The organism is Psychrobacter sp. APC 3426, from assembly GCF_030408035.1.
GTDB lineage: Bacteria > Pseudomonadota > Gammaproteobacteria > Pseudomonadales > Moraxellaceae > Psychrobacter.
In genome coordinates this window covers 40,972-67,614 of the sequence record NZ_JASDCF010000003.1, presented here as the reverse complement: position 1 = coordinate 67,614, position 26,643 = coordinate 40,972, and the positions used below count along the sequence as shown (strand labels likewise).

The following is a 26,643-nucleotide window of genomic DNA, read 5'->3' as shown; positions in this document are numbered from 1 at the left end:
TATTAATACTTAGTACCGCTAAAAGCCTCTACTATTGAGACATAGTAGAGGCTTTGTTGTATCTATAACACTGTCTACTAAAGTAACTCATACACCAGACTGCAACCTAATCATCCATATCTCAGAACGCGTTCCTAGTCTAAAAGGCACGGGACCAAAACCATAGCCTGACGTCACCAAAAACTGCGTATTTTCAATATTTTTGCTGCCATGTATCAGCGGTTCGAACCATCGCATTAGCATCGTTAATGGAAATATCTGCCCACCATGTGTATGCCCTGACAAATGCAAATCTATTGGTAAGTTGCTAATCTCCTTCATCATAGAGGGACGATGTTCTAAAAAGATGACGGGCTTATTGGTATTGACTTGGGTAAGCAATTCCTGCGCTGACAGTCTGGTTTGATCCACATCATCTGAGCGACCAACCAACCATACCGAATCATCTAGCAACACACTCTCACTATCAAGCGCTTTGATACCTGCTCTTTCAATAGCATACGCTATCTGCTCATCATAACCACGGTAATCATGATTGCCCAAGGTAGCATAGACACCAAGCGGTGCCCGTAGCTGCGATAACTGCTCATGCATATTGCTATTATCATAGGCAATGGTTGTATCATTCATAATATCACCCGCGATAACCACCACATCAGGATGTTGTGCATCGATAAGGCTGACCATCTTCTGTATCTGTCGATTACCGAACCACCTACCTAAATGTGTATCAGAGACAAGCGCGATGTTCATTGGTTTATCGAGCGGCTTGTCTGTGGTGACAGTCAGGTGATGCACGACTGGTGAATAAGCATTAAATACCGCTAAACCAACGACACCCATATATACAGTGACAACAGTTGAACGTACAAGTTTGGGGGATAAAGATTGCTGAAATATCTGACTAAGGACCAGCCAGCCTATAGCGACTATAAAAGCCGTATAAAACATAAATCCTTGTAGAATACTAACGACCAAATAGACGTGAAAGCGCTCATACCAAAACTCTGTCAACCCATAAACCAACGCCACATTATTAATAACAAAGACAGCAGAAATGAGGGCGACTTTGCTAAAAGTTCGGCGTGGCTGAATGAACCACCAAAAAATCACACTGGTCATGATGACCAATATTTGGGTAAGAATAATGAATAGCCACATAATAGATATCTAAACGACTGTCTGAGAATATAATCATCTTATACGAAACTTATTGGTATCGGTACAAGTCAGCTTTTTTTCATCAACAATTCATATTTCACAGACATACCCTAATACACTAGCGACGAAATCAAGTTGTTTATAAGCAGGAAGCCATATCGCCACGTTTCACATGAAACAATATTATCTTCTATCACTTTTGATGTCTTAAGAATTCTGCTCTTCTAACGCCTGCTTAAACGTTGGCTGTTTAAACTCATAACCTGCGTCTTGTAAGGCTTGCGGTAATACCATCTGCCCATCAATTAGTAGCGTCGACATCTCACCGAACATCAGCTTAAGTAAAAATTCTGGTAAAGTAAAAAACGTTGGACGATGTAGCCACGCGCCAAGTGTTTTGGTAAAAGTATGATTGGTTACAGAGTTAGGTGCGGTAAGGTTATACACCACCGCTGGCGTATCATTTGTCGTTTTTAGCGAGTTATTACCTGTCATTTGAGTGTTAGTATAATCAGCAAGGTGCTTTTCAATGATAAATATCGCAGCCCCCACCCAATCTTCACGACTGACCCAGCTCATTATTTGCTTGCCACCACCTAATTGTCCACCGACACCCATTTTAAACGGTGTTAAAAGCTTGCCCAGCATACCGCCATCAGGATGAATGACCACACCAGTGCGCACAATAGCCACGGGTACGCCACATTCAGTGGCTTTGAGCGCTAACTGCTCCCAATCATCACATAATTTATGAGCAAAATCCGTCTTAAAACCACTGCTTTCAGTCAATGGTTTATCGCCTTGCACTCCATACCAGCCAATCGCTGAACCGCTAACCAGCAGTTTAGGCTTGGCGCTGCTGCGTGCAATAAATGCTAATATTGACTCAGTAGGTTTCACGCGGCTCGCCATGAGCTGCTCTTTACGGGCATTGCTCCAACGCGAGTCTGCAATCCCAGCACCTGCTAGATTTAGAATGACATCAAATCTTTTATCAGTCTTTGCAAGCTCATCGTAAGTCATCATAGCGATATCGTCAGGGTGTGCTTGACTGCTATCACGAGTCAACCAAGTAATATGCAGCTCTTTATTCTGTGCGCGGTAACATGTCATCAGCTCACGACTAAATGCACTACCTAAGAATCCTGAGCCACCACTGATTAGAATATTCATACTTTGCTCCTTTTATGTGTCGCTTGTTATCTGCTTAAGGTTAATCCTTTATAACCATCGTCTTCTTTTTTGGAGGTTATATCAAAACGACTTTTACATGCTTTTGGTAAAGCAATGCAGCTAGCGATAGTAGCAGGCGCAGCGCCGAACAAGCCTCTATCACTAGCCAGTAGTGGTATAGCAAGGATTAAAAGGATATTAATACTTTATAGACAGGCAAGCACGCCATATAGCATTCATGCTATACGTCAAATAAGAATGGAAGCTGAGAATAAAAAATAGCGAGTTTGGATGACTTAACTGGCAGTCTGACTATTGAACCATTAGCGAACTATTAGACCTGTGGTCGCATCACGGATTTGGCTTGGCAAGGTATAACCTAAGGTTTCAGCATTTAAATAGCTGATTTGCTCGCCGAAATAAGCATAAGCTTCATCAAGGGTGCTGGCAGGCTGTTGACCAGATGGGTTGCAACTTGTGGAAACCAAGAGCCCAAATGGGTTATGGGGACTTACCATCTGCTGGCACAACTGACGAATAGTAGGATGAGCGATAACCCTCACCGCGACAGTTTGATGTTGACCCGTTATCCAAGGAGGAACGGTTGTCGTAAGTGTGCTCGGAATGGGCAGTAGCCATGTCTGGGCTTGTTTGCATTGTAGCGCTATATTGTCATTGTCTGCCTGCCAACTTTTGATGACTTGTTGGCGCTGACTGTCTTCTAAAGCGTCTAATAAAGGCGCTAGACGCTCTACACTGTCAGCAATAACAATCATGCCCTTTGCTTGTGGGCGCTGCTTGATATCTAAAATCCGCTGAACTGCTGCTTTATCATAAGCATCACAGCCGATGCCCCAAACGCTTTCAGTTGGATAAGCAAGTAACTCGCCTTTTTTTAGCCACTGAGCAGCTTGAACGACAGAATCGGTAATAAATGACTGGGATTGTTTCATGATTTACATGCTTCGAGAGGATAGAGATTTAAGCATTTATAATAACACAGGACACACAAAGACTAGAAAAGCAGCGTTTAAAACTGTCAAAACTACTCTCGGCTAAAGACTCAAAAACTGGCAAGCAGTTAAACTCAACCGTAAATAAAACATGACTTTAGACCCGTAAATACCGTCCGCCTTGTACACTAATGACTCCCATTAATTCAAGCTCCATCAACTGCCCAATCAACTGTGGTGGTGCAAGCTCAATCGCCACCAACAGCGCATCTAAATCTTGTCCATGCCAATCAAGTTGATTGTACACACTCTTTAAGTGCTCAGGTACAGCTATCGCCCTGCGAGGCGTTTTAACATTAGACGATGGCGATTCATCAGTCTCTACAGCAGAGCCACTGGCTACTTCTAGAGGATGAGAGCGTTGGCTAAGGTCTGATGGGTTGCTACTGATTTCAGTGTGGCTCGATGATGTATGAGTGTAGTGCTCATAGCCCAACTGACTACTGACATCATCGAGTACTTGCTGAGGATGATAAATCAAGGTCGCGCCTTCACGTATCAAATGGTGGCAGCCTTCAGCATTACTATTGTCGATATGACTTGGAATCGCAAAGACTTGCTTGCCTTGCTCAGAGGTTAGACGCGCGGTAATGAGTGAGCCACTTTGAATGGTCGCTTCAGTAACGATTGTCGCTAGACTGAGTCCTGCAACCAAGCGATTTCGCCGCGGAAAAGTATGTTTGTGCGGCTGCGTATGAGGCAGGAGCTCGCTGATGATACAGCCACCTTGGTCGATAATCTGACTAAATAACTGATCACGATGGTTAGGATAATTGACATCGATTCCCGTACCCATGACGCCGACGGTACGACCTTGATAGTCAGCATCAGCTTGCGCCAAAGCACCCAGATGTGCACGCTTATCGACGCCCATCGCAAGACCACTAGTGATGATATAGCCTGCCTGCGCCAAATATTGCGCCATATCAAAGGTGATTTTTTGGGCATGTGCAGTGGGTTTTCGGCTACCGACGATAGCTATTTGCGCTTGATGTAAGCGGGCGCTATTACCACGATAAAACAGTAATGGTGGTGGGTCGTAAATTTCTAGTAACGGCGCAGGATAATCAGAGTCATCAGCAAATAGTAAACCATAACGGCCTTCTGTCACTGCTTGTTGAATCTTATCAATATTGGCAACCGTTTGTTCTGGCTGCTCATGACGTTTGAGATGAGTATGATGAATACCTAACTGCCGCCATGCCTCTACCCCAGCTCGCCACGCAAGCTGCGCATCATCAAAAGAGACAATGAGTTTATGGTAAGCCGATAATGACGCATTCACCTCATACCACAGCGCCAATACTGCGCGCTGATTGTCTGATAAAGTAGAGGTGACTGCCGTCATAGTCAGGTGTCTCGTGTGGGCGGACTTATAATGACTTACTCAAAGACAAGTGTTCTATCCTCTTATCTTATTTATTATTTCTATAAGTAAGGCGGTGGTAATAACTGATCACCGACATTCAGTGGCAGTTCAGAATCAAGCACATAAGCATAGCTAATGTGGTCAAAAGTATTAAAGACCATGACCATCCCACTTGGCTCATTTGGCAAACGCACAGGCGTATCATTGTCTCTGATATCGCGTACCATTGGACCTTTTTGGAAAACTGTCAGTACATCGCCAGGCTTAGCGCCATGTGTACTACCAAGGTTGATGGCGACCACACTGCCTTTTGCCGCGGAGCTGATTGAGTCCATGACGCGTACAATCATACCGCCACGGCTGACGCTTGCAGGGGTTGGATAAAACACGGGTGGAATAGAGTTATCTAACTCGACAAACACTCGATCACCTTCGCGCACCTCTTTACCGTAACTGTCTGTCAGCTGCAGGCTAGTGACGCCATTGGTCTCTGTAGAGGTCACCAATCCAGTCGCTACTTGCGTGACTTCTAAACCAATAACTTCTTGTGTTTTTGGCTCGACATACAGCTCACCTTCGCGGTAGATACCATAGCGCTGACCCACGATAAGTGGGACACCTTTGGCATAAACCTTATCACCACTGGCAGTGATTAAGTTACGATTTTTAGAAGCCAAAATGTATGGGGTGGTATTGAAATCTTGTGGATTAACGATGAGGGTTTTATCGAGCCAATGCTGAATCGCAGACCATGGAATAGGCGGGATACTGTTGGCAGTTGAGGTAACTGAGACCGTACTAGCAACCACATTACCTGTCATTTGCTTTTCGATACCAGCACAGCCCTCGCCTGTATCGACGCCAATTAAAGTCTTACCCTGAATCACACATAAAATAAGAATGTCATTTGGATAGATAAGATGTGGATTTTTGATTTGTTTATTGGTTGCCCAAATCTCTTTCCAGCGCCATGGGCTGTCTAAATAACGACCTGAGATATCCCATAACGTATCGCCTTTTTTAACCATATAGCGGTTAGGAGCATCTGCTTTGATGGTTGGCGGTGGATTATTGGCGTGGGCAGTGGTCATCAGCATTGCACTGCTAAATGTCGTGATCAACAGTGCTTTTGCTATCTTTTTTAAGCTCATCTTCATTGTTATATCCACAATATGTACCGCTGATGCCGCCTTAATAAATCCTACTAAAGTCCATTGCTACAGAGCCTGTATAATTAAATCTATAGATAACTATACAGACTGAAGCGCTTTATAGACCTAACAGTGCGGTTATTATGACGCCTATAGGGCAGCTGTTCAGTGTAATTGGCCAGTGTTTATTCCTAAAAAAGCGTCTAGCACAATGATGACTCGCAGACGCTGTTGCTAATATTACAATTATATCTACCATAACACAATCATAAACACTTTATTACAATGGCGTAACTTTTATGTGGATAATTTCCTAGATTTACTTTTTACAATGAGCGTTAAATACCCCTATTAATTACGCTGGATTTGGCGTTACATGTTGACGAATTTGTTCAGCGACCAGCTCAGCTTTATTGTCTAGTACCACCACATGCTGCGGCAATTCCTCTAATCCTTCGGTATGCGCTGGGCGAGCAATCTCTATTTGCCCAACAGCCTCAACAATGGTATCGGCAAACTTAACTGGCAAGGCAGTCTCTGCACAAACAATCACTTCGCCTGCGCGTTGTAATTCTTTAGCGACTTTAATACCGTCGGCAGTGTGCGGATCAACCAACTCACCATGCTGCTCATAAAGCGCTTTAATAGTTTGCAAGCGGTCGCTATGCGTCGATTTGCCCGCAGCAAAACCATAACGTGTGTTAACTGCTTCCATCAAATCAGACAAATCAAATCCTTGGCCGGATTTCACCCCTTCAAATAGCTCATGAACGCGCGCGCTGTCTTTGTCGAGTAGCAGATAAACAAAGCGCTCAAAGTTAGAGGCTTTAGAGATATCCATTGACGGACTAGAGGTGACGTAAGTTTTATCCGTCGGACGCGGCTGGTAAGCACCTTGGTTAAAGAAGTCGTTTAGTACGTCGTTTTCATTGGTCGCGACGATTAGACGGTCAACGGGCAGTCCCATTTCTCGAGCGATATGACCGGCACAGATATTGCCAAAGTTACCAGATGGTACACTAAAGCTGATTTTTTCATCGTTGCTGGTAGTAATGGCAAAATAGGCTTTAAAGTAATAAACGATTTGCGCAAGGATACGACCCCAGTTGATAGAGTTAACGGTACCGAGGTTATAAGCCGCTTTAAATTCGGCATCTTGCTGCAATGCCTTGACGATATCTTGGCAATCATCAAACATGCCATCGATGGCAATATTATGGATGTTATCATCGGTCAAACTATACATTTGCGCACGCTGAAATTCGCTCATTTTACCGTGCGGTGACAGCATAAAGACTTCGATATTTTCTTTGCCGCGCAATGCATACTCTGCTGCGCTGCCCGTGTCACCACTGGTCGCACCAATAATAGTAATGCGAGCGTCCTTTTTTTTCAGCACGTATTCAAAGGCATTGCCCAAGAACTGCATCGCCACATCTTTAAATGCCAATGTCGGACCGTTCGATAATCCTAAAATATATAAGTTATCCTCAAGCTTACGGACAGGGACAATCTCATCAGAACCAAATATCTCAGCAGTATAAGTACGCTCGATGATATCTTGCAAATCAGCCACAGGAATATCAGTGGCAAAGCGCTGCATAATCGCCATGGCAAGCTGTGGATAGCTGAGCGTACGCCATTCATCAAGGGTCGTGCTATCAATATTTGGATAGTGCTCAGGCAGCATCAAACCGCCATCTGGCGCAAGCCCCATCAATAGTACATCACTAAAATCCATCGGCGCTGTCTGACCACGGGTACTGATATATTTCATTAGATTGTCCTGTCTATAATGAGGTTATTCAATATTTAAAACGGTTTATTCAGCAGTTTTATGCGATTGTCTTATGAAGCAATGCATAATAAAAACCATCACCACTCTCGCTATCAATCGGCAAGCACTGACGTCCGATTGTTTGCTCGATGCCCCAATTGCAATCTTCGGTAAATTCAATCGCTACCGCATCATTATGATGACTGATAAAATCCTGCATTTGAAGGACGTTTTCTTGCTTTAAGATAGAGCAGGTTACATACAATAGATAACCACCCGCTTTCAATTGTGGCCACAAGTTATGCAAAATATCGGCTTGCAACAATGCGGTTTGCTCAACGTCTTCTTCGGTACGCAAAATACTGATATCGGGGTGACGACGAATCACGCCTGTCGCAGTACAAGGAGAATCGAGTAATATTGCATCAAATACCGGCTCATTGGTAGCCGCTTTTTTATTTTTTCCATGCTGCCATCTGGTGGCATCAGCACAGACAATATTCAGTGCGACACTTTTCTCTGCTTGCTGCAAATCGTGCTGACTTAAATTTAAGCGCTGTAAGTTCTCACGGATACGCTCAATACGCGGCGCTTCATTATCAATAGCCGTTACCTTGATATCAGCGGTCGCAGGCGTCGATTTAGCATCGTCTTGTTTCACGTGAAACAGTGACGACTGGTCATTAGCGCTTATAAGCTCCAACCAGTGAGCGAGCTTACCACCAGGTGCCGCGCAAGCATCTAAAATGTGTATCTCGTTGTTATTATTTTCAGTGATATCACCGTCAGTGTCGGTCACTTCAGTGCTAAGTTTAGCCATCAATGCTTTATTAATAATGGGTGCAGCAAGTTGGGCATGCATGTCTTGTACGCTGGCAGCTCCTAGCGCAAAATCAGGCAAAGCGTTCACGGCTGTGCTTTGATGTAGCCGGAGACCTTTGGTTGATGACGTTGTAGCAACAGCTTTATCTGATGAGTTAGCTAGAGTAAAGCCAGTGGTAAGCTCAACCAAATCCGCATCAATCTCTGCGCCATCGAGTGCTTGTTGATAATCCTCTACGGAGCTAACCGCCGAATTCACTCGTAAAAACATCGGCGCAGTTTGGCGCAAACCTTGGGTCAGCTCATCATACTGCTCGCTCCAGTCTTGCTTAAGCTGATAGGCGAGCCAATTCGGTAGACTGTGTTTTTTATCGCACTTCTTACGAAATTTGCTTGGATTTTTAGCGACTTTACGCAAGATAGCGTTGATTAACCCTGTTGCATGCGAAAACTCGATCTCTTTTGCCGCTTCGACCGTTTCGTGAATGGCCGCATGGTCAGCGACTTCCAAATAGAGCAGCTGTACTAAACCTACTTGAATGGTGGTACGAACTTCAACTTCATCGATAGGGTTGTCTGCTAAAGTATCGAGCAAACGCGCCAGCGCGTGCCACTGACGTAGGGTGGTTAGTAGTAGCGCATGAGCAAACCCTTTATCGCCGTCATGCAGACTGTTTAGTAACGGATCAAGGACGCTGGCAAGCGACTGACCATTTTGAATGGCCAGTAAAGTGCGAATGACCCGTACGCGTACGCTGCCATTCATAATCAAATTGCTTGATGGTTTGAGTTTGTTATTTCTAGACGCAGTGCTATTTTGTCTCATTAAATTGGATGTCCTTGACGTATGATTGATAGCGTCTGATAAAAGTTGGATTATTTGGTATTAAATTACCAATATTAAAATAAACAGGGTGAAATTGTTATAAATACTGTACCAGTTTGGCTGTAGCTGCTTTAACTTGGCACACATTATTTTAACTTGTCGTACGCTATTTTGAATCTGTGGTGAACTGATCACCATCATCTAATTGATTGCCGTGGCAAATTTGTTCTGCTGTCATTGGCTTACCACCAGCGAACTGCAAATCAGTAATAGCCAAAGTGCTGGCTGATTGTTCCGACTCATTTTCTTTGCCACAAGCCACCAATATCGCTTTGCGCCCGACACTGATGACAGTACCTGCAGGCTCATTGGTTTGCTGTGATGAGTTCACAGGTAAGCTGGCTAAAATTTTGACGCGCTGCCCTGCTAAAAAAGTATAAGCGCCTGGCCATGGTGTCAGTCCACGAATTTGTCGCTCAATCCTTGTAGCAGACTGTGTCCAGTCAATTTCGCCTTCGGTTTTGACGAGCTTTTCCGCATAATTGGCTTGGCTGTCATCTTGGGCCACTGCCTGCGCTTGATAATGCGCCAGGTCTTTTAATACCGTATTGATTGCCGCAGCACCTAGCTCAGCCATTTTGTCATGTAGGCTCGCAGCCGTATCACTGGCTTCAATAGGCGCGCTGAGCTTGTAGAGCATGTCGCCGGTATCGAGCCCCTTATCCATTTGCATGATAGTAATGCCGGTCTCAGAATCACCCGCCAGTAATGCACGATGAATAGGTGCCGCACCGCGCCAGCGTGGCAACAGTGAAGCATGAATATTTAGACAACCATAAGTAGGCGTGGTCAATACACCAATCGGTAATATCAGGCCATAAGCGGCGACAATCATGACATCTGGCTGATAACTACGTAAATTTTGGCGCGCTGCCATGCCTTCTGTGCTAGATTTCTTAAAGGTAACAGGCTGCTCAACCGCAATATCATTTGCCAATGCCACTTGCTTGACGGCAGATGCTGATAATTTTTGCCCACGACCTGCCTTACGATCAGGCTGTGTATAGACCGCAACGATATCTATATTCAGTATGTCTTGCTGCTTTATAAGTGATGCAAGGCTGACAGCAGCAAACTCAGGCGTACCAGCAAACACCACCCGTAACGGCTTGGCGGGTGGGTGGTCAGAAACAATAGAGGTCGTAGATAAATCGGCGTCGGAGGCAGTTGTAGTCATAGCTTTGCTTTGTATAAGGTTAAATTGCTCATTATAGGTGAGTTTATGGCATTGTGCCATGATTGTAACCGTGTCAATCCAACGTTACCAATGCAGCCATTTATCTTTATAATAGTCTCATTGATAGCGATATTTATTCTTTCTAGCCATGATAGGAGCGTTTTATTGTGCCACTATAGTTTACATTAGTATGAACGCCAGCTTGTTAGATTTAACCCTGTAACCTACTCTACTTAACCTAATTATATGTTATCGAGCCGAGTGCCGATATAGGACCACGCTTTCATGCAACAGTTCCAGTCCTTACAGCGTTTAATGTTCTTTTATGCGATGACTTTAGTAGTCATGCTAGCGCTGTATTATTTCACACTGTTTAATGGCATGAAAAAGCACAATGAACAACATAGTATTGAGACTTTTTATTCATTAAAACATGAGTTCACAGAACACGCCGCACCTATAAACCGTGAGATAAAAACTATTTTAGCGCAGCCAGCGCTTGATGGTGTCAGTTATCAGCTCATTTTTATGATGCCATCTGGGCAGACTTATATTCATCGGTATACCAGGCCTAATGAACACCCATTTACTACCATCACCTTCCCTACTGTTAGATCCTCATCTAACAATGATAGTGCCTATACCTTAAACACTCGCAACCTGACGGGCACTATCAGGCTAGAAAGTGGTCACCATATTTACCTCATACTGCGTCATAAGCCGCTCGGTATTAATTGGGTGTCTTATCAGTATTGGCTACCATTAATGATAGCAATTCTATTTTTTATCTCAGCGCTACTATATATGCTAAAGCGCCGAACCAATTGGGAGCAATTACTACGCTATACCGAAAGTTTGAATGACAGCGCAAATGAGGCTTATATACCGCCGCCTTTTATGGACGATAAAGCGACTACAGAGTTTTTACGCCTTGGTCATGCACTTGGTCGTGTTCACTATCAGCTGACGAATGACTATCGACGTATCAAAACATTAAAACACCGACTTGAGCGTCTGATTGATGAGTCGCCCCTGCCCATGCTGATGATTATGCGCCACGGTCAAATCAGCTTTTTTAATACACGCTTTGAGCAGACGTTCATCACTGCCTCACAAAGCGACACAGATGACCAACTGACTGACTTTGTCGCTGGCAAAGATGAGGCCACGCAGACATTGCTACAAAAACTGTCGAATTTTCGTGTTACTCGCACTTTGATAGTCTATGGATTAGAAAACAAGCAAACTTATCAGCTGCATGTCACTCCGTGGTTCGGTGTACATGGACAAGTTCATGGTTTTACCGTGCTGTTAAACAACATCAATGAGCTTGCTGTTCAAACCGAACAACTGCAGTTAAATAATCAGCAACTACAACAAAAACTTGATGACTTTAACGAACTTAGAGCAGTGATGGGGTACAAGCTGCGCCTACCCTTAGAGACTTTGATTGACATTCTCGAACCGATCGACCCTGAAACGCTGACTGAAGATCAAAATGATATTTTAGAATCCTTGATTGAAACCAGCCACTCTATGCTAACGACTCTCAATGAAGTGCTGGATATAGGAGACATCGAGGTCAGACAAACTCGCCTCAGCATAGAGCCTGTTGACATCTATAAGCTCAGTCAAGAAGTTAATGAGTTAATAATAGACAAGGTACGCCAACAAGGGCTTGAGTTGGTTTACTTCTTTGACCCAGAATGTCCTCGCTGTATCGATACCGATAAAACTCGTCTTCGTCAAATCCTACTTAACTTATTGCACAATGCCGTTAAATTCACGACATCTGGTCACGTGGCGTTGATTGTTGATGCTATCCGTCCTGAGCAACTAATACAAATAGCCAAAGGTAGCTTACTCCCTGTCAATGAAGATATTAAAGCAGATCAGGCGCACTACTGGATACGTTTTAGCATACAAGATTCAGGTATGGGTATCGATATCGCCAAGCAGCACCAATTGCTGACATACTTTAATAAAAACAACCAAACCAAAAATAAAAACAATAATAATGTGCAGCAAAATACGGTTGAAGCTGGGTTGGGTTTAAATAACGTTAATAGCTTTGCGCGGTTATTGGGTGGTTTTATTGAAATGAAAAGCACGCTTGATAAAGGCAGTGTGTTTAATCTTTATCTGCCTTGTCGTCAGCCAAATTACCAGCCGGTATACCATCCCAATCAGTATTTAACTCACATTCACCTTATTGCGGTTGTGAACGAAACATTGGTTGCCGCGCATTTAAGACACTTGTGCAAGCATCTGTCTATACCGGCAACGATTTATACGTGTGTGGATTTGGTCACCATTCAGCAATTAACTGAACAACTGGCACAGGATATACATACACTGGCACCAGTACTATTGTTAGATTATGAATACTACGATACCAGCACTATTATAGCGCGTGAAAACTGGTCATCAGATAAGAGTGACGAACAGCGCAAACCAGTACCGGCGATCTCCGTTCAAACGCTTGCCAGTGATAGTGCGAGTGAGAACAATCAGATAGTTAAAAGTATTGATAGACGACAAGCGCTAAACAGCTTGCTGTCTAACAACTCTCTACCCAAGATACTATTTAGCATGAAGCCTGAACGCCGTACTCCCTCTTCACTGCTAGATCAGTGCGATGGCTTTTTGGTCAAACCACTAGACAGCTCACTGCTACTTTCCGAGCTGATGCGTTTAACCTTGCCAGTGAGGCAGGCATTAACTCACCTGCCATCGCAGCCTCAATTACAAAGTAGTCCTTCTAAAGAAGATGCTAGCAAAGTCGTTGCAGAGCTGGATAAGGATGAGCATTTCTCACCATTGATTTTAGTAGTAGAAGACAGTCCTACCAATCAAAAAATAGCCTGCAAAATATTAAGCAGGCTCGGTTACCGTAGTATCGTTGCAGAGGATGGACAGCAAGCGCTTGAAACACTGAACACTCAACGTCAAGACATCTCGCTTATTTTGATGGACTGCCGTATGCCAGTCATGGATGGGTTGCAAGCCACTCAGGCTATCCGAGCGCAAGGTGATGATATTCCTATCGTGGCACTGACGGCAAACAGCTCAGACGAAGATCGTGCTGCTTGTATGCAAGTCGGCATGGATAGTTTTTTATCCAAACCTATCGATAAAAAAGAGCTTGCAGCAGTTTTACAGAGCCTCATAGAAAGTTAGCAAAGCTCTGCAAAAAGAGTTCTGTAAAAAGTTCTGTATAACCTGCTTGATATGTTTGTATATGATAATGCTACCAAACATATCACTACTCATAGAAACAGCCACTGACTGTGGCTGTTTTTGTTTCACAACGGCTTAATGTTTCAACTGCTCTATATCACAACTGCCTGACTTAACAGTTATTTCATAAAGCCATTCTCTGCTAAAAAAGCCTCGGTAATCTGGCTTTTCGGATTGGGCGCATTCATAGTACCAGTCTGTGATTTATTCAATAGCCGCTCTAAGTAGCGTGCAACGATATCGACTTCGATATTAACTTTGCTGCCAACCAACCAGTGCTTAGCGATATTGGTCACTTGCGCGGTATGCGGAATGATATTTAAAGATACGATATTGTCACGCACAAGATTGGTCGTCAGGCTAATACCGTCAACCGTGATAGAACCTTTGGTCGCTGTATAATGCGCCAGCTCTTGCGGTACTTCAATCTCAATGTAGATAGAGCGCGCATCTTGTTGCAGCTTACTGACTACCCCCACTCCATCAACGTGACCGGCGACAATGTGCCCACCAAAGCGCGTGGTTGGTAGCATCGCTTTTTCTAAATTAACCACATGACCTATTTTTAACTCTTCAAGGGCGGTTCGAGCGATTGTCTCACGTGAAACATCAACTGCATAGTAGTTAAACCCAAACTCTACGACAGTCAAACAGATACCATTGGAAGCAATTGAATCGCCTAGCTTTACATCACTAAAATCCAACTCATTAGACTCAATAACTAGGCGAATATCACCACCAACCGGCTGCATGGCTTTCACATAACCAACGCTCTCTATAATTCCTGTAAACATATGAACCTCATTCGACTATGACATTGCCTTAATAAGCAACGTCTCTTTATTTTAGAGTTTGTTATTTTAAAATATCTTTATTTATTGGTGGTTTTTGCATCAGATACCTTATGCAATTTGAGCTGTTTTTAATCCTACTCTGGGATAAATTGTGGATAAGTAGTAGCAAATCAACCCTTAGGTTACGAAAACCTTGGTCTTAACCAAGTTATCCACAAGTTAGCAAATTTTAAAGAACGATGTGCTTAAAACAAGAAGTAAAAATAAGCTGTTGATTTATATAAACTTATTTACCAATCCTGACAAACAACATATACCTACTGTTTCATGTGAAACAAAGTTATACACAGTTTCATGTGAAACCTTGTATATAACCAGCTACTTATACACACTTAGTTCATAATTAGCACAAAATGTGGATAAGCCCTTTATAAATAACAAGTTAGAGGGGGTGTAATGTCAGTTTAAGGTCAGGACTTAGTGTTTCATGGCTATGAATATCAAAACGCAGCTGCTGAGCTAAAGACAGGGGGTTGAACTCAACCATCGGTCGCGCTTGTGCACCTAATAAACAAGGTGCTTGATACACAATCAGTTCATCTACCAATTGTTGGCTTAAGAAGCTTCCAGCGACGCTAGCACCCGCTTCTACCAATACGTCATAGCATTGATGCTCACTGACTAAATTTTTGAGTAATGCCGTTAAGTCATCTTCGCGCCAATAAAGCGTATCTGGACGACGACATAACTGATAATCAGATTGTAAACTGTGCTCCAAACGCTGACGTCTATCGAGCACTACAACCTGAGGAGCCGGAACTTGCTCAGCTGGCACACCTAATTGAGTGGAGCGCACGTTAAGCTGTGGATTGTCAGCAATAATGGTCTCACTACCGGTAATGATTGCACCACTTTGCGCACGTAGCTTTTGTACATCCTCACGAGCCGCTGTCGAAGTAATCCATTTCGACTCCCCAGACGCCATCGCTGTACGACCGTCAAAGCTAGTGGCGATTTTGAGACGTACATAAGGCATTTGGGTACGCATCGCCTTTAAAAATCCACGGTTCAATGCCTCTGCTTGTTCTGTCAGTACACCAACCGTGACTGCAATGCCGGCCTGCTCTAAAAGTCTCACACCGCGTCCAGCAACTTGTGGATTAGGATCAAGACCGGCAATCACGACACGTTTTACACCAGCCTTAATAAGACCCAAAGCGCATGGTGGCGTACGCCCTGTATGACTACAAGGCTCTAAAGTCACATAAGCGGTTGCTCCTATTGCCTGCGCACCAGCATCTTTGAGCGCAAATACTTCCGCATGTGGCTCACCAGCTTTGGGATGAAACCCTTGACCGACTATCGTCTCTGTTTGAACGATGACACAGCCTACGGCTGGATTAGGCCTAGTGGTATATAACCCTTGCTTAGCCTGCTCAATAGCGAGCATCATAAAGTAGCGGTCTTGTGCATCTTGAGCGTGGTTTGGAATCGACATAGAGGTAGACTTAATTTATAGGAGAAAATTGAAGCAAGTTATAGTAAATTCGCTATAAAAACGATACAGCGAGACTGGTATAAATTTTTTGCAGCCTCTGTCAGCGTAGACACAGCAAGCAAGAAAAATTTATAACAGTTGCGCATCACGTTACAACATATCGATTTTATTCGGTATCGACTATAGCTTATTTTTCATTAGGACGGATATTGGCAATCTCTTGATGGAAAGCATCGATATCTTGAAAGTCACGATAGACACTGGCAAAGCGTACATAAGCGACATCGTCTAAGGCTTTGAGCTCACTCATGATAATTTCGCCCAAGACTTTACTGCTAATCTCTCGCTCTCCCATCTGTCTGACACGCTTCTCAATGCGACTAATCATCGCCTCTTGCTCGTCAATCGTGATAGGGCGCTTTTGTAAAGGTAACAAAATAGAGCGACGCAGTTTTTCATTATCGTAAGGCTCAATTTTGCCGCTAGACTTGATGATTCTTGGCATCACCACTTCTACCATCTCAAAGGTAGTAAACCGCTCTTGGCAACTATTACAGGAACGGCGACGACGCACTTGCGCACCTTCCGCAGCAAGACGCGAGTCAATAACTTTGGTATCTGACGCGTTACAGTACGGGCAGTGCATAGTATTTTCCTTGTTTTAATATTAAGAGCAAGAGCCTTTGTTGATAAGTTTAAGCTTTTTATCAGGCAATCGAAAATAGACACAGCAGCTTGCTAATCATTTACCAATACAGAAACTGCCAAATATCTTGCCCAATAGGTCATCAGCACTGAACTCACCAGTGATTTCACCCAAACTATGCTGAGCTTGACGTAAGCTTTCAGCGACTAACTCTCCCGCTTGAAAGACGGTTAGCTGCTCATGCGCCTCTGCTAAATAGTCAGCTGTGCGCCTAAGCGCATCTAAGTGCCGTGTACGGGCAATAAGGCTGTTTTCTGGTGGATGAAAACCTACCTTAGCACACAATGCTTCAACCAACGTATCGATACCAGCACCTGTTTCACATGAAACATTGACTTGTTCGTAGCCTCGGTCTTTTATCTCGGCTTGCGAAGCAGAAGTTATTTTCTCATCGTCATCATCATTTAATAAGTCGCTTTTATTAGCGATTATTAATAAGCGTTTGGCTTCGGGCAGCTCACCAAATAGCTGCTCTGCAAGCTGTAGCGGGGTGCTTTCTTCTTCAAGATCACAGGTCACATCATAGACCATCAGCAACATGTCAGCCTGAGTAATAGCAGTACGTGCACGCTCAATTCCTATACGCTCTACGGTATCCTCTGTATCACGCAGACCTGCCGTATCGGTGAGATGAAGTGTTAGACCATTAAGCACCACAGTCTCTTGTAGCGTATCGCGAGTGGTACCTGCTACGTCAGTAACGATAGCCCGCTCTTGTCCTGCCAGACGATTAAGTAAGCTCGATTTGCCTGCATTTGGTCTGCCCGCTAACACCACATGGATACCATCACGTAAGAGCTGACCTTGTTTTGCGGTCGCCAGTACTTGCTGTATCTTATCTTGCGTTTGCTCAAGCTTGTCTTGTATGACGCCGTCAGATAAGAAATCAACGTCCTCTTCATCAGGGAAATCAATGGCAGCTTCAACGTGCAAACGCAGATGAATAAGTTGCTCTAATAGCTGGTTAATCTTTTGTGAAAACTCACCACTGAGAGAGCGGATAGCACTACTAGCAGCAGCGGCACTGGTTGCATCGATAGCATCAGCAATAGCCTCTGCTTGCACCAGATCTAACTTATCATTATCAAAGGCACGATAAGAGAACTCCCCCGCACTGGCTTGTTTTGCACCCAATTCAAACACTCGAGCTAGCAACTGATTTTGCAAAATCATGCCACCATGCCCTTGCAGCTCAATCACATCTTCGCCTGTGAATGAATACGGACCTTTAAAATATAACACTAACCCTTCATCAATCACCGTGCCATCCGCCTGATAAAAACGGCAAAAACTGGCCATTCGCGGTGTAAAAGTAGACTTACCCGTTAGCGTACAGGCAATATCGTAAGCACGCGCACCTGACAGCCGTATGACACCGACGCCACCACGCCCAAGCGGTGTGGCAATGGCGGCAATCGTGGCCAATCCAGATGAGTTAGGCTTTTCAGATGAATCAGGTACGGCTAACGCCATCTCTAAGGAATCCACAGTTACTCTCAATAGCTAAAAGCTCCATTATAGACGGCTGAAGGCAGACTGACAAAACAAACTTTAGATAGCATTATCTTAGTCTGTTCTAAGTATCTTTTGAGCCTTATTTTGACCTCTGTTCAGCCTGTTTATTCATGTTAAGTACAGATAGTCATTGCAGACGATATAAGGATATTAGGTATAAAAAAACCACCGCTTACGCGATGGTTCTTATTGTGTAGTTGAATTGATTAGCTATCAATCAAGTACCTTAACAGTACGTTTTTTTTGCTCTTCTTCTACCTTTTTATTCACAATATATTGATGCGTCATACTGAATAAGTTGTTCACTGTCCAGTACAATACCAGACCTGCTGGGAAGAACAACATGAAAGCCGTAAAGATAATCGGTAAGAACTTCATGACTTTCGCTTGCATTGGATCAGCTGGCTGCGGGTTTAGCTGCTGTTGTACAAACATAGAAGCACCCATCAGCAGCGGTAAAATAAACCAAGGATCCATCGCTGATAAATCCTGAATCCATAATATCCATGGCGCATGACGTAGCTCAACACTTTCAACCAATACCCAATATAACGCTAAGAAAATCGGCATCTGCAACAAAATAGGCAGACAACCCGCCATTGGGTTGACTTTCTCTTCTTTATAAATCGCCATCATCTCTTGCGACATCTTCATGCGATCGTCGCCGTGCTCTTCTTTCAGCGCCGCTAGTCTTGGTGCGATAGCACGCATTTTCGCCATTGAGTAGTAGCTCTTATTGGAGAACCACATCAAAGCAAACTTAACCAAGATGGTTAGGACAATAATTGACCAACCCCAGTTGCCGATAATTTTGTGAATTCCATCTAGAATCGCAAATAAGATTTTAGATATTGGCCATAGCAAGCCATAGTCGACGGTCTGATTCAAACCCTCAGCGACTTCTTTCAGCTCAGACTGAACTTTTGGTCCAGCATACAATGTCGCATTCAACGTCACTTGCTTGTTTGGTGCAACATTGACAGGCTGACTGTTAAAACCGATGAAATAATCACTACCAGTTTCACGACTAAAGAACTTACCTGTGAAGTTCTCAGGTGTCCATGCAGATACAAAATAATGCTGCACAATACCAACCCAGCCTTTATCACTGGTTGTGGTCAATTCACCATCACTAAACTTACCAAACTTTAGCTTATTATAAGGATCATCAGGTGTACCCCAAGCACCACCTAAATAAGTGGCCATACTTAGCGCACCCTTATCAGACATACCAGGGTCTTTGCTATCATCACGCTTTAGCTGCGCAAACATCTGACCTTGCCAAGCATTAGCAGAAGCGTTTTGGATTTGATAGCTGATATCAATCGGGTATTTATCTTGAGTGAAAGTAAAGGTTTTGGTAATGGTCACGCCATCTTTTTTATAAGTGAGCGGTACTGACAAGGTTTGCTGCCCTGCTTCCATTACATAATTATTGGCAGTATGACTATAAGTGGCACGACCTTCTGCGGTATCGATACCATCTTGACCAATTAAGCCAGACTGAGCCACATACACACGATTACTATTGTTTTCTAACAATACGAAAGGGTTATCGCTATCAAGTGTCGCATCATACTGCTTGAGTGCAGCATAAACGATATCGCCGCCTTCTGGATTGATTTTTATATCATAGCGATCGGTGGTGACCGTGATTAAGCCTGCATCTTTGACAGGCGTGTCAGTAACAGCCCCTGTAGCAACAGGTAGTGTCTGTACCGGAATATCACCTGCGGCACCAGTCGTAGAAGGAATGTCAGCACCTACAGAAGTGGTAGTTCCTGGCACCGTATCTACAGCTGGCGTATCGGCATAATCATCTCGCCATGCCAAAATCAGCAGATAAGCGGTGATTAGCATCGCAATGATGATCATCACCCGAAATATCTTTTGCATAAACCTTTCCTAGATTAAAAAATTAGGGAATGAAAAATCAGGCATGTATCATGACCACCACACAATATTGACCTGCTTCTTTCGCAGCAATATCAGCAGTCAATCACATAAAATGTGCATCATTTTACTAAAAAACCACTCTAAATGATACCGAGAGTGTGGATAACTTGTGGGTAACTATATAGATATCCACATAATATCAGTCGACAATGAATTTTATATCAATTTCATCATATGATTGAGACGAAACACATAACTCTTAGTATCTCTATAAACATACAATCCTTGAGACTTAAAGGTAACTAGCGCTATAGGAGGTAAGTACTGATAAGAATAAGAGGCTAAAGGTAAAGGCACAAAATCAATGCCATGTCCGCCCAAAGGATGACAACTTCCAATACGTTTTAATAAAAGCCAACTACCAGACCAAACACCATGCCATGCTAAAGCGTGTTTACCATAATTTGAACATGTCGGATAATACCGACAACGAGCAGGCATTATAGGACTTATTATTCTTTGATAAAAAATAATAACCTTATAAAAAAAATTATAAAAAAATTTATTTATATTAATTAATAATAAATTCATTTTATTTTTTTTCTATTTTTTTAAATATATTAATTATTTCATTTTTTAACTCTTTACTGTTTAAATCTTTAATTGATTTTTTAACAATAAAAACAATATCTTTATTTTCTAAAACATTGGCTTTAACACGGAACTGCTCCCGTATTTGACGCTTGATTAAATTTCGCATAACAGCGGTAGGCACTTTGCGTTTAGTAATAGCCATACCCACTCGCGCTTGGTTGTGAGCATTGGAGCGCACGAATGCCATCAAATGTCCTTGATGAAGCTTACGCTCAGGTGCATCAAACACCTCACGGAAGGCTGCAGGCGTAAGCAAGCGCTGCTCCTTTGTGAAGCGAGCATTAGGGGTCTCTGAAACAGTATTGGACATAGTACGGCCTAGTATAAGAGCAAGTAATAATAGTAGAAATGATATTAAAAGATGATAATAACAAACTATAGAGACAAAAAAAGCGCCGATGTGGGCGCTTTTAATATATGGCTAAGTGTCAGTTGTGATGATTGACTATCGCAATCTATAAATAATAGAGACACAACAAGCACTATAAGCCATGCTTATCGCAATCTACTGATTATACAGTAAGGCGATGACGTCCTTTAGCGCGGCGACGAGCTAAGACCTGACGGCCTTTTTTAGTTGCCATACGAGCACGGAAACCGTGAGTACGTTTACGCTTGATCACGCTTGGTTGGAATGTACGTTTCATAACTCACCTATCAAAATAATGGACTAAATTCGTAATAACGGAGGATTATACCATTGCATAGTATCTTGGTCAATAAACTAATTTAGCCTGTATTTGTATGGGTAAATTTTATCACAGAGAAAGTATATTTTTTAGTTGTATCCCGTCAATAAAACGATTTGTTTTAACCTAAGTCCAGTTGCTGAAGATATCATATTTGACAGCTGATTTAAAAAGTTATCCACAGTTTTCTTCAAACTCTATAATAACTAACTATTAATATTATTTAAGTATTGTTGTTATTGGGAGCCATATTATCTGTGGTTAACTATCATTACTCTTTATTTATCAATATATTACACTATGGGTAAGGCTGTGGATAACCTGTGGGTCAAATATGGATAACTTGGTTACTGTGTTTATCCACAAAACTATCCACAGTCTTATCCACAAAAAACAGGGTGTTATCCACAGGCGTTTATGTTAGATTAGACCCCTACCTGATATGGGTTTTTTAAGTGCTTTTTTAAGTAATGTTGTCATAAGGCCTTTGATGAATAAGCAGTGGCTCTATGGTAAGGATTTACTGATTCTAACGATAAGAATTTTTATTATTTTGGATTATGAGGTTAGTGTTTTTCATGATAGACACAGCAACTATTTGGGATAAATGCCTAAACGACTTGCGTTATCACGTTAAAGATAACGTATTCACTATGTGGTTAAGACCGTTATCCGCTCATCAAGAAGCCAGTAGCTTGATTATTCTTGCTCCTAACGATTATTTTGTAACCTACATCAAAAAAAATCATTTGCAAGACATTCAACAGTTGGTCAATAAGCACAGCCAAGGCAGTATCGAAGATGTTATCGTACGCGTTGACAATGCTGGGCGTGAGCCAGAAGATAATAATCAGTCGCAATCTGGATCATTATTTGTAGAAGAGAAGCCCTCCCCTCCCCCTGCAGATTATGACTTTCAAACCACACATAATAATATTGCTCGAGCAGATATTGATGCCAATACGCGTCATCAAGAATTGGTTGACTCTGCTGATGCTAAGTCATTAAGTTACTTAAACCCTGATTTTACTTTTGAAAGTTTCGTTACTGGTAAGTCTAATAATTTGGCTTATAAGGCCTGTTATGAGCTTGGGAAACGCCAATCAAAAAATCGGCACAATCCTTTGTTTATATACGGACCTTCTGGTTTGGGAAAAACGCATTTAATGCATTCTGTAGCACATCGCTATTTAAAAAATAATCAAAGTTTTTATTATTTCACTTCCGAAAAGTTTATTAATCAATTAGTTTATTCATTAAGAAATAATAAAATAGAAGATTTTAAGAAAAAAATTAAAAAAGTAGATTTATTAATTGTAGATGATATTCATGTATTAGCAGGAAAGACCAAAAGTAGTAATGAGTTTTTGACGTTGTTTGCAGATTTTACCAGTGGTGATAAACAATTGATCTTGGCGTCAGATCGTCATCCATCACAAATGACAGAGTTTGATGAGCGCTTTAGATCGCGCTTCTCATGGGGTCTAACCGTTGCGGTTGATCCTCCTGAGATTGATACTCGTGTGCAAATTTTACAGAAAAAAGCATTATCGTATGGCATGACGTTGCCTAAAGAGTGTGCATTATTCATTGCTCAAAATGTCGTTTCTAATGTAAGACGTTTAGAAGGCGCTTTAAACCAAGTATTTGCGAATGCTAATTTAACCGGTGCGCAGATTACTCTAGAGATGGTGCAATACGCGCTAAAAGACATCGTCGCGATGCGTGTACAGGCGGTCAATATGGACAATATCCGTAAGATAGTCGCCGAATACTATGATGTCACTGTCAAAGATATTATGGGACGTAAGCGTACACGGAGCATTGCTAGGCCGCGCCAGATAGCAATGGCATTATCACGTGAGCTGACAGGTGATAGTTTTCCTGAAATTGGCCAGTCATTTGGTGGGCGTGATCACACGACTGTAATGCATGCTTGTGATAAGGTTAATGAGCTAAGAGCTGCAGATCCAGCATTTGATAAAGACTACAAGACGCTAGCGCTGATGCTACAAGCGGGTTAGAGTCTCTTTATCTTTGTATGTTTTAGACAATTGATATGGTTTATAATATTGCAAAGTATAAGCACAGATGGCTAATGGATTATAGTCAGTAGACAATGTATTATTAAGCAAATATAGCAATTCACTATAAATAGAGCTACAGCGTTGACCCAGCTTGAAATATTCATATTCAGCTGCACTCGGTTATCTTGTACTTGTGTTAAACCGAATCAACTATATTTTAAATTTATACAAAAATTATCATTCAAATAAGAGTAACTAAGCATGCAATTATCGATTAATCGAGAGTCGTTACTAAAAGCTATTAATTTGATCGCTAAAGCAGCTGATAAGCGCCATAACATGGTTATTTTGGGTAATATCAAGCTGCAGCTTTCCGATTCAGCGCTTATTCTAACGGCCTCTGATCTAGAGGTGGAGCTGACGTCGACATTGAAATTGCCTGTTGGTGCTTGTGTTGAAGCAGGAACAACCACTTTACCAGCAACCAAATTAAAAGACATCTGTAAATCACTACCAGCGCAAGCACAAGTCAATCTGACAACTCAAGAAAATGAGCGTTGCTTGCTGACTAGTGGCAAGAGCCGTTTTACTTTAGGGACGCTGCCTAGTGAGGACTATCCAAGCTTGGGTAATCCTGAAAACATTACACCTTTAGTCATCAGTAGAAGCCGTCTTACTGATTTGATTCATAAGACTCAGTTTGCGATGGCTATCCAAGACGTACGATATTATCTAACAGGTATGCTGTTTGATGTTTCACAGCAACAGTTGACGACCGTAGCGACCGATGGGCATAGATTGGCGTTAGCGCGTAGTGTTATCGACGTTAGTAGCGACTTAAATATGCAGGCTATTTTGCCGCGTAAAGCAGTTATTGAGCTTGAGCGTCTGGCCACTGAGTTAGGTAAGATGCTTGGTGACAAAGACAATCCAGTCACACTTAGTTTTGGCCGTGAGTTTTTGCAAGTTAGCCTACCGTTTGGTGATGTGGACAGTACAGGGCAGGTGAGTGATGATTTGATGGTGACGTTTACTGCCCGTCTGATTGATGGAAAGTTCCCTGATTATCGCCGCGTTATGCCAAGTAACACGGATAAGCTTGCCTTGTTTAATCAAGAAAAGATGACTGATGTACTACGCCGCGTAGCGATTTTGAGTAATGAAAAGTCTCGTGGCGTCGTGTTCAACTTTGCCAGTGACGGCATGGTGGAAGTCCGTGCCAATAACGCTGAACAAGATGAAGCAGTCGAGATGATTCAAGCGAAGTATCAGGGTGAGCCTATGGAGCTGTCATTTAACGCGGCTTACTTACAAGATGTATTGGGTGTGATTCAGGGTGATTTACAAATGCATATGAGCCAATCAAATACCTCTGTCTTGGTCAATCAGCTTAATGATGACTTTCATCAATATGTCATCATGCCAATGCGCATATAGGTTCTATAAATATAAGTTTATCGACTTTATTTTCCTAGCTATTTCAGCTTTTTTACAAGTTTTTTATATAAATTGACTTTTGCCTGCTTTTTTGCGGGCAGTTTCTATAGGCGGCTATCGGTATTATGATTGAACGTCTGCAAATATCTAATCTACGTAATCTGACGCAAGTTAATCTTCAGTCTGCCGCTTGCAATGTGGTTATCGGTGCCAATGGCAGTGGCAAAACATCACTACTTGAAGCAATATTTTTGTTATCAAGAGGAAAAAGCTTCCGCCATCATCAACCAAAACGCTATATACAGCACCATCAAACATCTGCCACTGTACATGCTAAACTCAATGGTAGCAGTACATTGGCCATTCAAAAGCAAGCTGATGCGACAACACTGTTGCGTCTTAATCAAGCCACTGTTTACAATCAAAGTGTTTTAACCGAGCAACTGCCGACGCTATTGATAGACCCCTCTACGATGGATATGTTAGAGCAGGGTAGTGCCAGTCGCCGCCAGTTATTAGATTGGCTGGTGTTTCACATGAAACAGGGGTTTCACCCACAATGGGTTGCTTATCAACGGCTATTAAAACAGCGCAATAGTTTGTTAAAAAGGGCGCGGCATTTGACACAAGTGCAGCTTGCTGAGCTACATTCATGGGACAAGGGGCTAAGCAGTCATGCGGCTCTTATTCACCATTATCGCGAACGAATATTTATGGAGTGGCAGCCTTATTTTGCTGACAGTATTGCGCAATTATTGCCTGCTTATGCTGAGCAACTGAGCTTAACCTACAGTGCTGGTTATGATACTAGTGTAGCGCTAGATGTGCAGCTTAACGAGCGATTAGAACAAGACTTGCAACTGGGTTATACACGGATTGGTAACCACCGTGCTGATATCCATGTGCATTGGCGCTCCAGTGATTTTGCAGCAGCTATCAGCAGCGATTCAAAAAGTGCTACTGTGGACTCAAATAACCTGTCACAAGTAGAAGTTAATACCAAACAAACAGTATTAAAAGAGCAGGCGGCTAACATACTGTCTCGCGGTGAGAAAAAACTATTAATAACCGCCTTGCGTTTATCGCAGCTGCCGTTGCTGCTCAATGCTGAACAGACTGCTGACTTATCTATTGGTGAATGTAGTACCAGAGCCACTCCAGTAGTATTACTTGATGATATTACCGCCGAGCTAGACAGCACGGCGATAGAAATACTATTATCCACTTTAGCAACACTGCCTTGTCAGGTGTTTATGACCAGTTTAACGGATGATATCGTACCGTTAGTTAAAGAGTTGTGGAAAAACCCCAGTGTGTTTCATGTGAAACAAGGTCAGATTTTTCCTACCCAATAGAGCCTTGCTATCTATCCATCAACCAATGCTAGCTTTTCTCTCTTATTAGCAAGTTTACCGCCTTATAAATCCTCTACACCTATCCAATTATCTTCTAAAGTGTCGACCAACTTATTATAGCTGTCAAAAGCAATAAAACGACCAGTAAACAGTGACTTAGAGCCAAAAAAATGCTAAAATAGAGCTTTATTTTTGTCCTATTCTCAGCAAGTTGTTTTGTAGCGTTGTACAGAAGGTTTTAATATTCTATGCGTGTCTAAGTATTTGATAAATAAAACGTTTTATTTTTTCTTTAGCTTCGAT

Annotated in this window: 20 protein-coding genes; 4 read left to right on the top strand and 16 right to left on the bottom strand. The window is 42.6% G+C overall.

Annotation, left to right across the window (positions count from 1 at the left end):
• Positions 1 to 87: 87 nt before the first annotated feature.
• From QL919_RS03575 to fmt, 8 genes are all read right to left on the bottom strand, one after another.
• Positions 88 to 1,161, bottom strand: a complete 1,074-nt coding sequence (locus QL919_RS03575) for a metallophosphoesterase (RefSeq protein ID WP_290188220.1) — start codon at positions 1,159 to 1,161, stop codon at positions 88 to 90.
• Positions 1,162 to 1,368: 207 nt separating this feature from the next.
• Positions 1,369 to 2,334, bottom strand: a complete 966-nt coding sequence (locus QL919_RS03570) for a TIGR01777 family oxidoreductase (protein WP_290188219.1) — start codon at positions 2,332 to 2,334, stop codon at positions 1,369 to 1,371.
• Positions 2,335 to 2,657: 323 nt separating this feature from the next.
• Positions 2,658 to 3,287: a Sua5/YciO/YrdC/YwlC family protein gene (locus tag QL919_RS03565; protein WP_290188218.1), complete on the bottom strand. Its 630-nt coding sequence runs from the start codon at positions 3,285 to 3,287 to the stop codon at positions 2,658 to 2,660.
• A gap of 157 nt (positions 3,288 to 3,444) precedes the next feature.
• Positions 3,445 to 4,695 carry a DNA-processing protein DprA gene (gene dprA, locus QL919_RS03560; protein WP_290188217.1) on the bottom strand — a complete coding sequence of 417 codons (1,251 nt, stop codon included), beginning with the start codon at positions 4,693 to 4,695 and terminating at the stop codon, positions 3,445 to 3,447.
• A gap of 80 nt (positions 4,696 to 4,775) precedes the next feature.
• Positions 4,776 to 5,873 carry a LysM peptidoglycan-binding domain-containing protein gene (locus QL919_RS03555; RefSeq protein WP_290188216.1) on the bottom strand — a complete coding sequence of 366 codons (1,098 nt, stop codon included), beginning with the start codon at positions 5,871 to 5,873 and terminating at the stop codon, positions 4,776 to 4,778.
• Positions 5,874 to 6,222: 349 nt separating this feature from the next.
• Positions 6,223 to 7,644 carry a threonine synthase gene (gene thrC / locus QL919_RS03550; RefSeq protein WP_290188215.1) on the bottom strand — a complete coding sequence of 474 codons (1,422 nt, stop codon included), beginning with the start codon at positions 7,642 to 7,644 and terminating at the stop codon, positions 6,223 to 6,225.
• Positions 7,645 to 7,702: 58 nt separating this feature from the next.
• Positions 7,703 to 9,292: a transcription antitermination factor NusB gene (locus QL919_RS03545; RefSeq protein WP_290188214.1), complete on the bottom strand. Its 1,590-nt coding sequence runs from the start codon at positions 9,290 to 9,292 to the stop codon at positions 7,703 to 7,705.
• A 166-nt stretch (positions 9,293 to 9,458) separates the two neighbouring features.
• The gene (gene fmt, locus QL919_RS03540) at positions 9,459 to 10,529 is read right to left on the bottom strand and encodes a methionyl-tRNA formyltransferase (RefSeq protein ID WP_290188213.1); all 1,071 of its coding nucleotides are present in this window, start codon (positions 10,527 to 10,529) and stop codon (positions 9,459 to 9,461) included.
• A 285-nt stretch (positions 10,530 to 10,814) separates the two neighbouring features.
• Here fmt and QL919_RS03535 point away from each other — a divergent pair, with 285 nt between their 5' ends.
• The gene (locus QL919_RS03535) at positions 10,815 to 13,709 is read left to right on the top strand and encodes a hybrid sensor histidine kinase/response regulator (RefSeq protein ID WP_290188212.1); all 2,895 of its coding nucleotides are present in this window, start codon (positions 10,815 to 10,817) and stop codon (positions 13,707 to 13,709) included.
• Positions 13,710 to 13,888: 179 nt separating this feature from the next.
• On the opposite strand, the gene QL919_RS03530 is transcribed toward QL919_RS03535, so the two are convergent.
• The 8 genes from QL919_RS03530 to rpmH form a co-directional block, all read right to left on the bottom strand.
• Positions 13,889 to 14,563 carry a riboflavin synthase gene (locus QL919_RS03530; RefSeq protein WP_290188211.1) on the bottom strand — a complete coding sequence of 225 codons (675 nt, stop codon included), beginning with the start codon at positions 14,561 to 14,563 and terminating at the stop codon, positions 13,889 to 13,891.
• A 442-nt stretch (positions 14,564 to 15,005) separates the two neighbouring features.
• Positions 15,006 to 16,061 carry a bifunctional diaminohydroxyphosphoribosylaminopyrimidine deaminase/5-amino-6-(5-phosphoribosylamino)uracil reductase RibD gene (ribD, locus tag QL919_RS03525; RefSeq protein ID WP_290188210.1) on the bottom strand — a complete coding sequence of 352 codons (1,056 nt, stop codon included), beginning with the start codon at positions 16,059 to 16,061 and terminating at the stop codon, positions 15,006 to 15,008.
• 187 nt (positions 16,062 to 16,248) lie between these two features.
• The gene (gene nrdR, locus QL919_RS03520; RefSeq protein WP_290188209.1) at positions 16,249 to 16,707 is read right to left on the bottom strand and encodes a transcriptional regulator NrdR; all 459 of its coding nucleotides are present in this window, start codon (positions 16,705 to 16,707) and stop codon (positions 16,249 to 16,251) included.
• A gap of 96 nt (positions 16,708 to 16,803) precedes the next feature.
• Positions 16,804 to 18,240 (bottom strand): tRNA uridine-5-carboxymethylaminomethyl(34) synthesis GTPase MnmE, encoded by a 1,437-nt coding sequence (gene mnmE / locus QL919_RS03515; protein WP_290188292.1) that lies wholly within the window; start codon positions 18,238 to 18,240, stop codon positions 16,804 to 16,806.
• A 255-nt stretch (positions 18,241 to 18,495) separates the two neighbouring features.
• On the bottom strand, positions 18,496 to 20,178 hold the full coding sequence (yidC, locus tag QL919_RS03510; protein WP_290188208.1) for a membrane protein insertase YidC: 1,683 nt from the start codon (positions 20,176 to 20,178) through the stop codon (positions 18,496 to 18,498).
• A 216-nt stretch (positions 20,179 to 20,394) separates the two neighbouring features.
• Entirely contained in the window at positions 20,395 to 20,769 is a 375-nt protein-coding gene (gene yidD, locus QL919_RS03505; protein WP_290188207.1) for a membrane protein insertion efficiency factor YidD, read from the bottom strand.
• A gap of 1 nt (position 20,770) precedes the next feature.
• Positions 20,771 to 21,142: a ribonuclease P protein component gene (gene rnpA, locus QL919_RS03500; RefSeq protein WP_290188206.1), complete on the bottom strand. Its 372-nt coding sequence runs from the start codon at positions 21,140 to 21,142 to the stop codon at positions 20,771 to 20,773.
• A gap of 202 nt (positions 21,143 to 21,344) precedes the next feature.
• Positions 21,345 to 21,479, bottom strand: a complete 135-nt coding sequence (rpmH, locus tag QL919_RS03495; protein ID WP_007394757.1) for a 50S ribosomal protein L34 — start codon at positions 21,477 to 21,479, stop codon at positions 21,345 to 21,347.
• A 620-nt stretch (positions 21,480 to 22,099) separates the two neighbouring features.
• On the opposite strand from rpmH, the gene dnaA reads away from it, so the two are divergent.
• From dnaA to recF, 3 genes are all read left to right on the top strand, one after another.
• Positions 22,100 to 23,545 carry a chromosomal replication initiator protein DnaA gene (gene dnaA / locus QL919_RS03490; protein ID WP_290188205.1) on the top strand — a complete coding sequence of 482 codons (1,446 nt, stop codon included), beginning with the start codon at positions 22,100 to 22,102 and terminating at the stop codon, positions 23,543 to 23,545.
• 264 nt (positions 23,546 to 23,809) lie between these two features.
• Positions 23,810 to 24,985, top strand: a complete 1,176-nt coding sequence (gene dnaN, locus QL919_RS03485) for a DNA polymerase III subunit beta (RefSeq protein WP_290188204.1) — start codon at positions 23,810 to 23,812, stop codon at positions 24,983 to 24,985.
• A gap of 125 nt (positions 24,986 to 25,110) precedes the next feature.
• Positions 25,111 to 26,340, top strand: coding sequence for a DNA replication and repair protein RecF (gene recF / locus QL919_RS03480; RefSeq protein WP_290188203.1), 1,230 nt, complete (start codon positions 25,111 to 25,113; stop codon positions 26,338 to 26,340).
• Positions 26,341 to 26,643 lie beyond the last annotated feature (303 nt).

What these genes read in the sequence shown, in the direction of transcription:
- fmt (WP_290188213.1), bottom strand. Translation starts at nt 10,529, where the DNA reads ATGACTACAACTGCCTCCGACGCCGATTTATCTACGACCTCTATTGTT.
- ribD (WP_290188210.1), bottom strand. Translation starts at nt 16,061, where the DNA reads ATGTCGATTCCAAACCACGCTCAAGATGCACAAGACCGCTACTTTATG.
- rnpA (WP_290188206.1), bottom strand. Translation starts at nt 21,142, where the DNA reads ATGTCCAATACTGTTTCAGAGACCCCTAATGCTCGCTTCACAAAGGAG.
- QL919_RS03535 (WP_290188212.1), top strand. Translation starts at nt 10,815, where the DNA reads ATGCAACAGTTCCAGTCCTTACAGCGTTTAATGTTCTTTTATGCGATG.
- thrC (WP_290188215.1), bottom strand. Translation starts at nt 7,644, where the DNA reads ATGAAATATATCAGTACCCGTGGTCAGACAGCGCCGATGGATTTTAGT.
- yidD (WP_290188207.1), bottom strand. Translation starts at nt 20,769, where the DNA reads ATGAATTTATTATTAATTAATATAAATAAATTTTTTTATAATTTTTTT.
- mnmE (WP_290188292.1), bottom strand. Translation starts at nt 18,240, where the DNA reads ATGGCGTTAGCCGTACCTGATTCATCTGAAAAGCCTAACTCATCTGGA.
- dnaN (WP_290188204.1), top strand. Translation starts at nt 23,810, where the DNA reads ATGCAATTATCGATTAATCGAGAGTCGTTACTAAAAGCTATTAATTTG.
- rpmH (WP_007394757.1), bottom strand. Translation starts at nt 21,479, where the DNA reads ATGAAACGTACATTCCAACCAAGCGTGATCAAGCGTAAACGTACTCAC.
- yidC (WP_290188208.1), bottom strand. Translation starts at nt 20,178, where the DNA reads ATGCAAAAGATATTTCGGGTGATGATCATCATTGCGATGCTAATCACC.
- QL919_RS03570 (WP_290188219.1), bottom strand. Translation starts at nt 2,334, where the DNA reads ATGAATATTCTAATCAGTGGTGGCTCAGGATTCTTAGGTAGTGCATTT.
- dprA (WP_290188217.1), bottom strand. Translation starts at nt 4,695, where the DNA reads ATGACGGCAGTCACCTCTACTTTATCAGACAATCAGCGCGCAGTATTG.
- nrdR (WP_290188209.1), bottom strand. Translation starts at nt 16,707, where the DNA reads ATGCACTGCCCGTACTGTAACGCGTCAGATACCAAAGTTATTGACTCG.
- recF (WP_290188203.1), top strand. Translation starts at nt 25,111, where the DNA reads ATGATTGAACGTCTGCAAATATCTAATCTACGTAATCTGACGCAAGTT.
- QL919_RS03565 (WP_290188218.1), bottom strand. Translation starts at nt 3,287, where the DNA reads ATGAAACAATCCCAGTCATTTATTACCGATTCTGTCGTTCAAGCTGCT.
- dnaA (WP_290188205.1), top strand. Translation starts at nt 22,100, where the DNA reads ATGATAGACACAGCAACTATTTGGGATAAATGCCTAAACGACTTGCGT.
- QL919_RS03575 (WP_290188220.1), bottom strand. Translation starts at nt 1,161, where the DNA reads ATGTGGCTATTCATTATTCTTACCCAAATATTGGTCATCATGACCAGT.
- QL919_RS03555 (WP_290188216.1), bottom strand. Translation starts at nt 5,873, where the DNA reads ATGAAGATGAGCTTAAAAAAGATAGCAAAAGCACTGTTGATCACGACA.
- QL919_RS03545 (WP_290188214.1), bottom strand. Translation starts at nt 9,292, where the DNA reads ATGAGACAAAATAGCACTGCGTCTAGAAATAACAAACTCAAACCATCA.
- QL919_RS03530 (WP_290188211.1), bottom strand. Translation starts at nt 14,563, where the DNA reads ATGTTTACAGGAATTATAGAGAGCGTTGGTTATGTGAAAGCCATGCAG.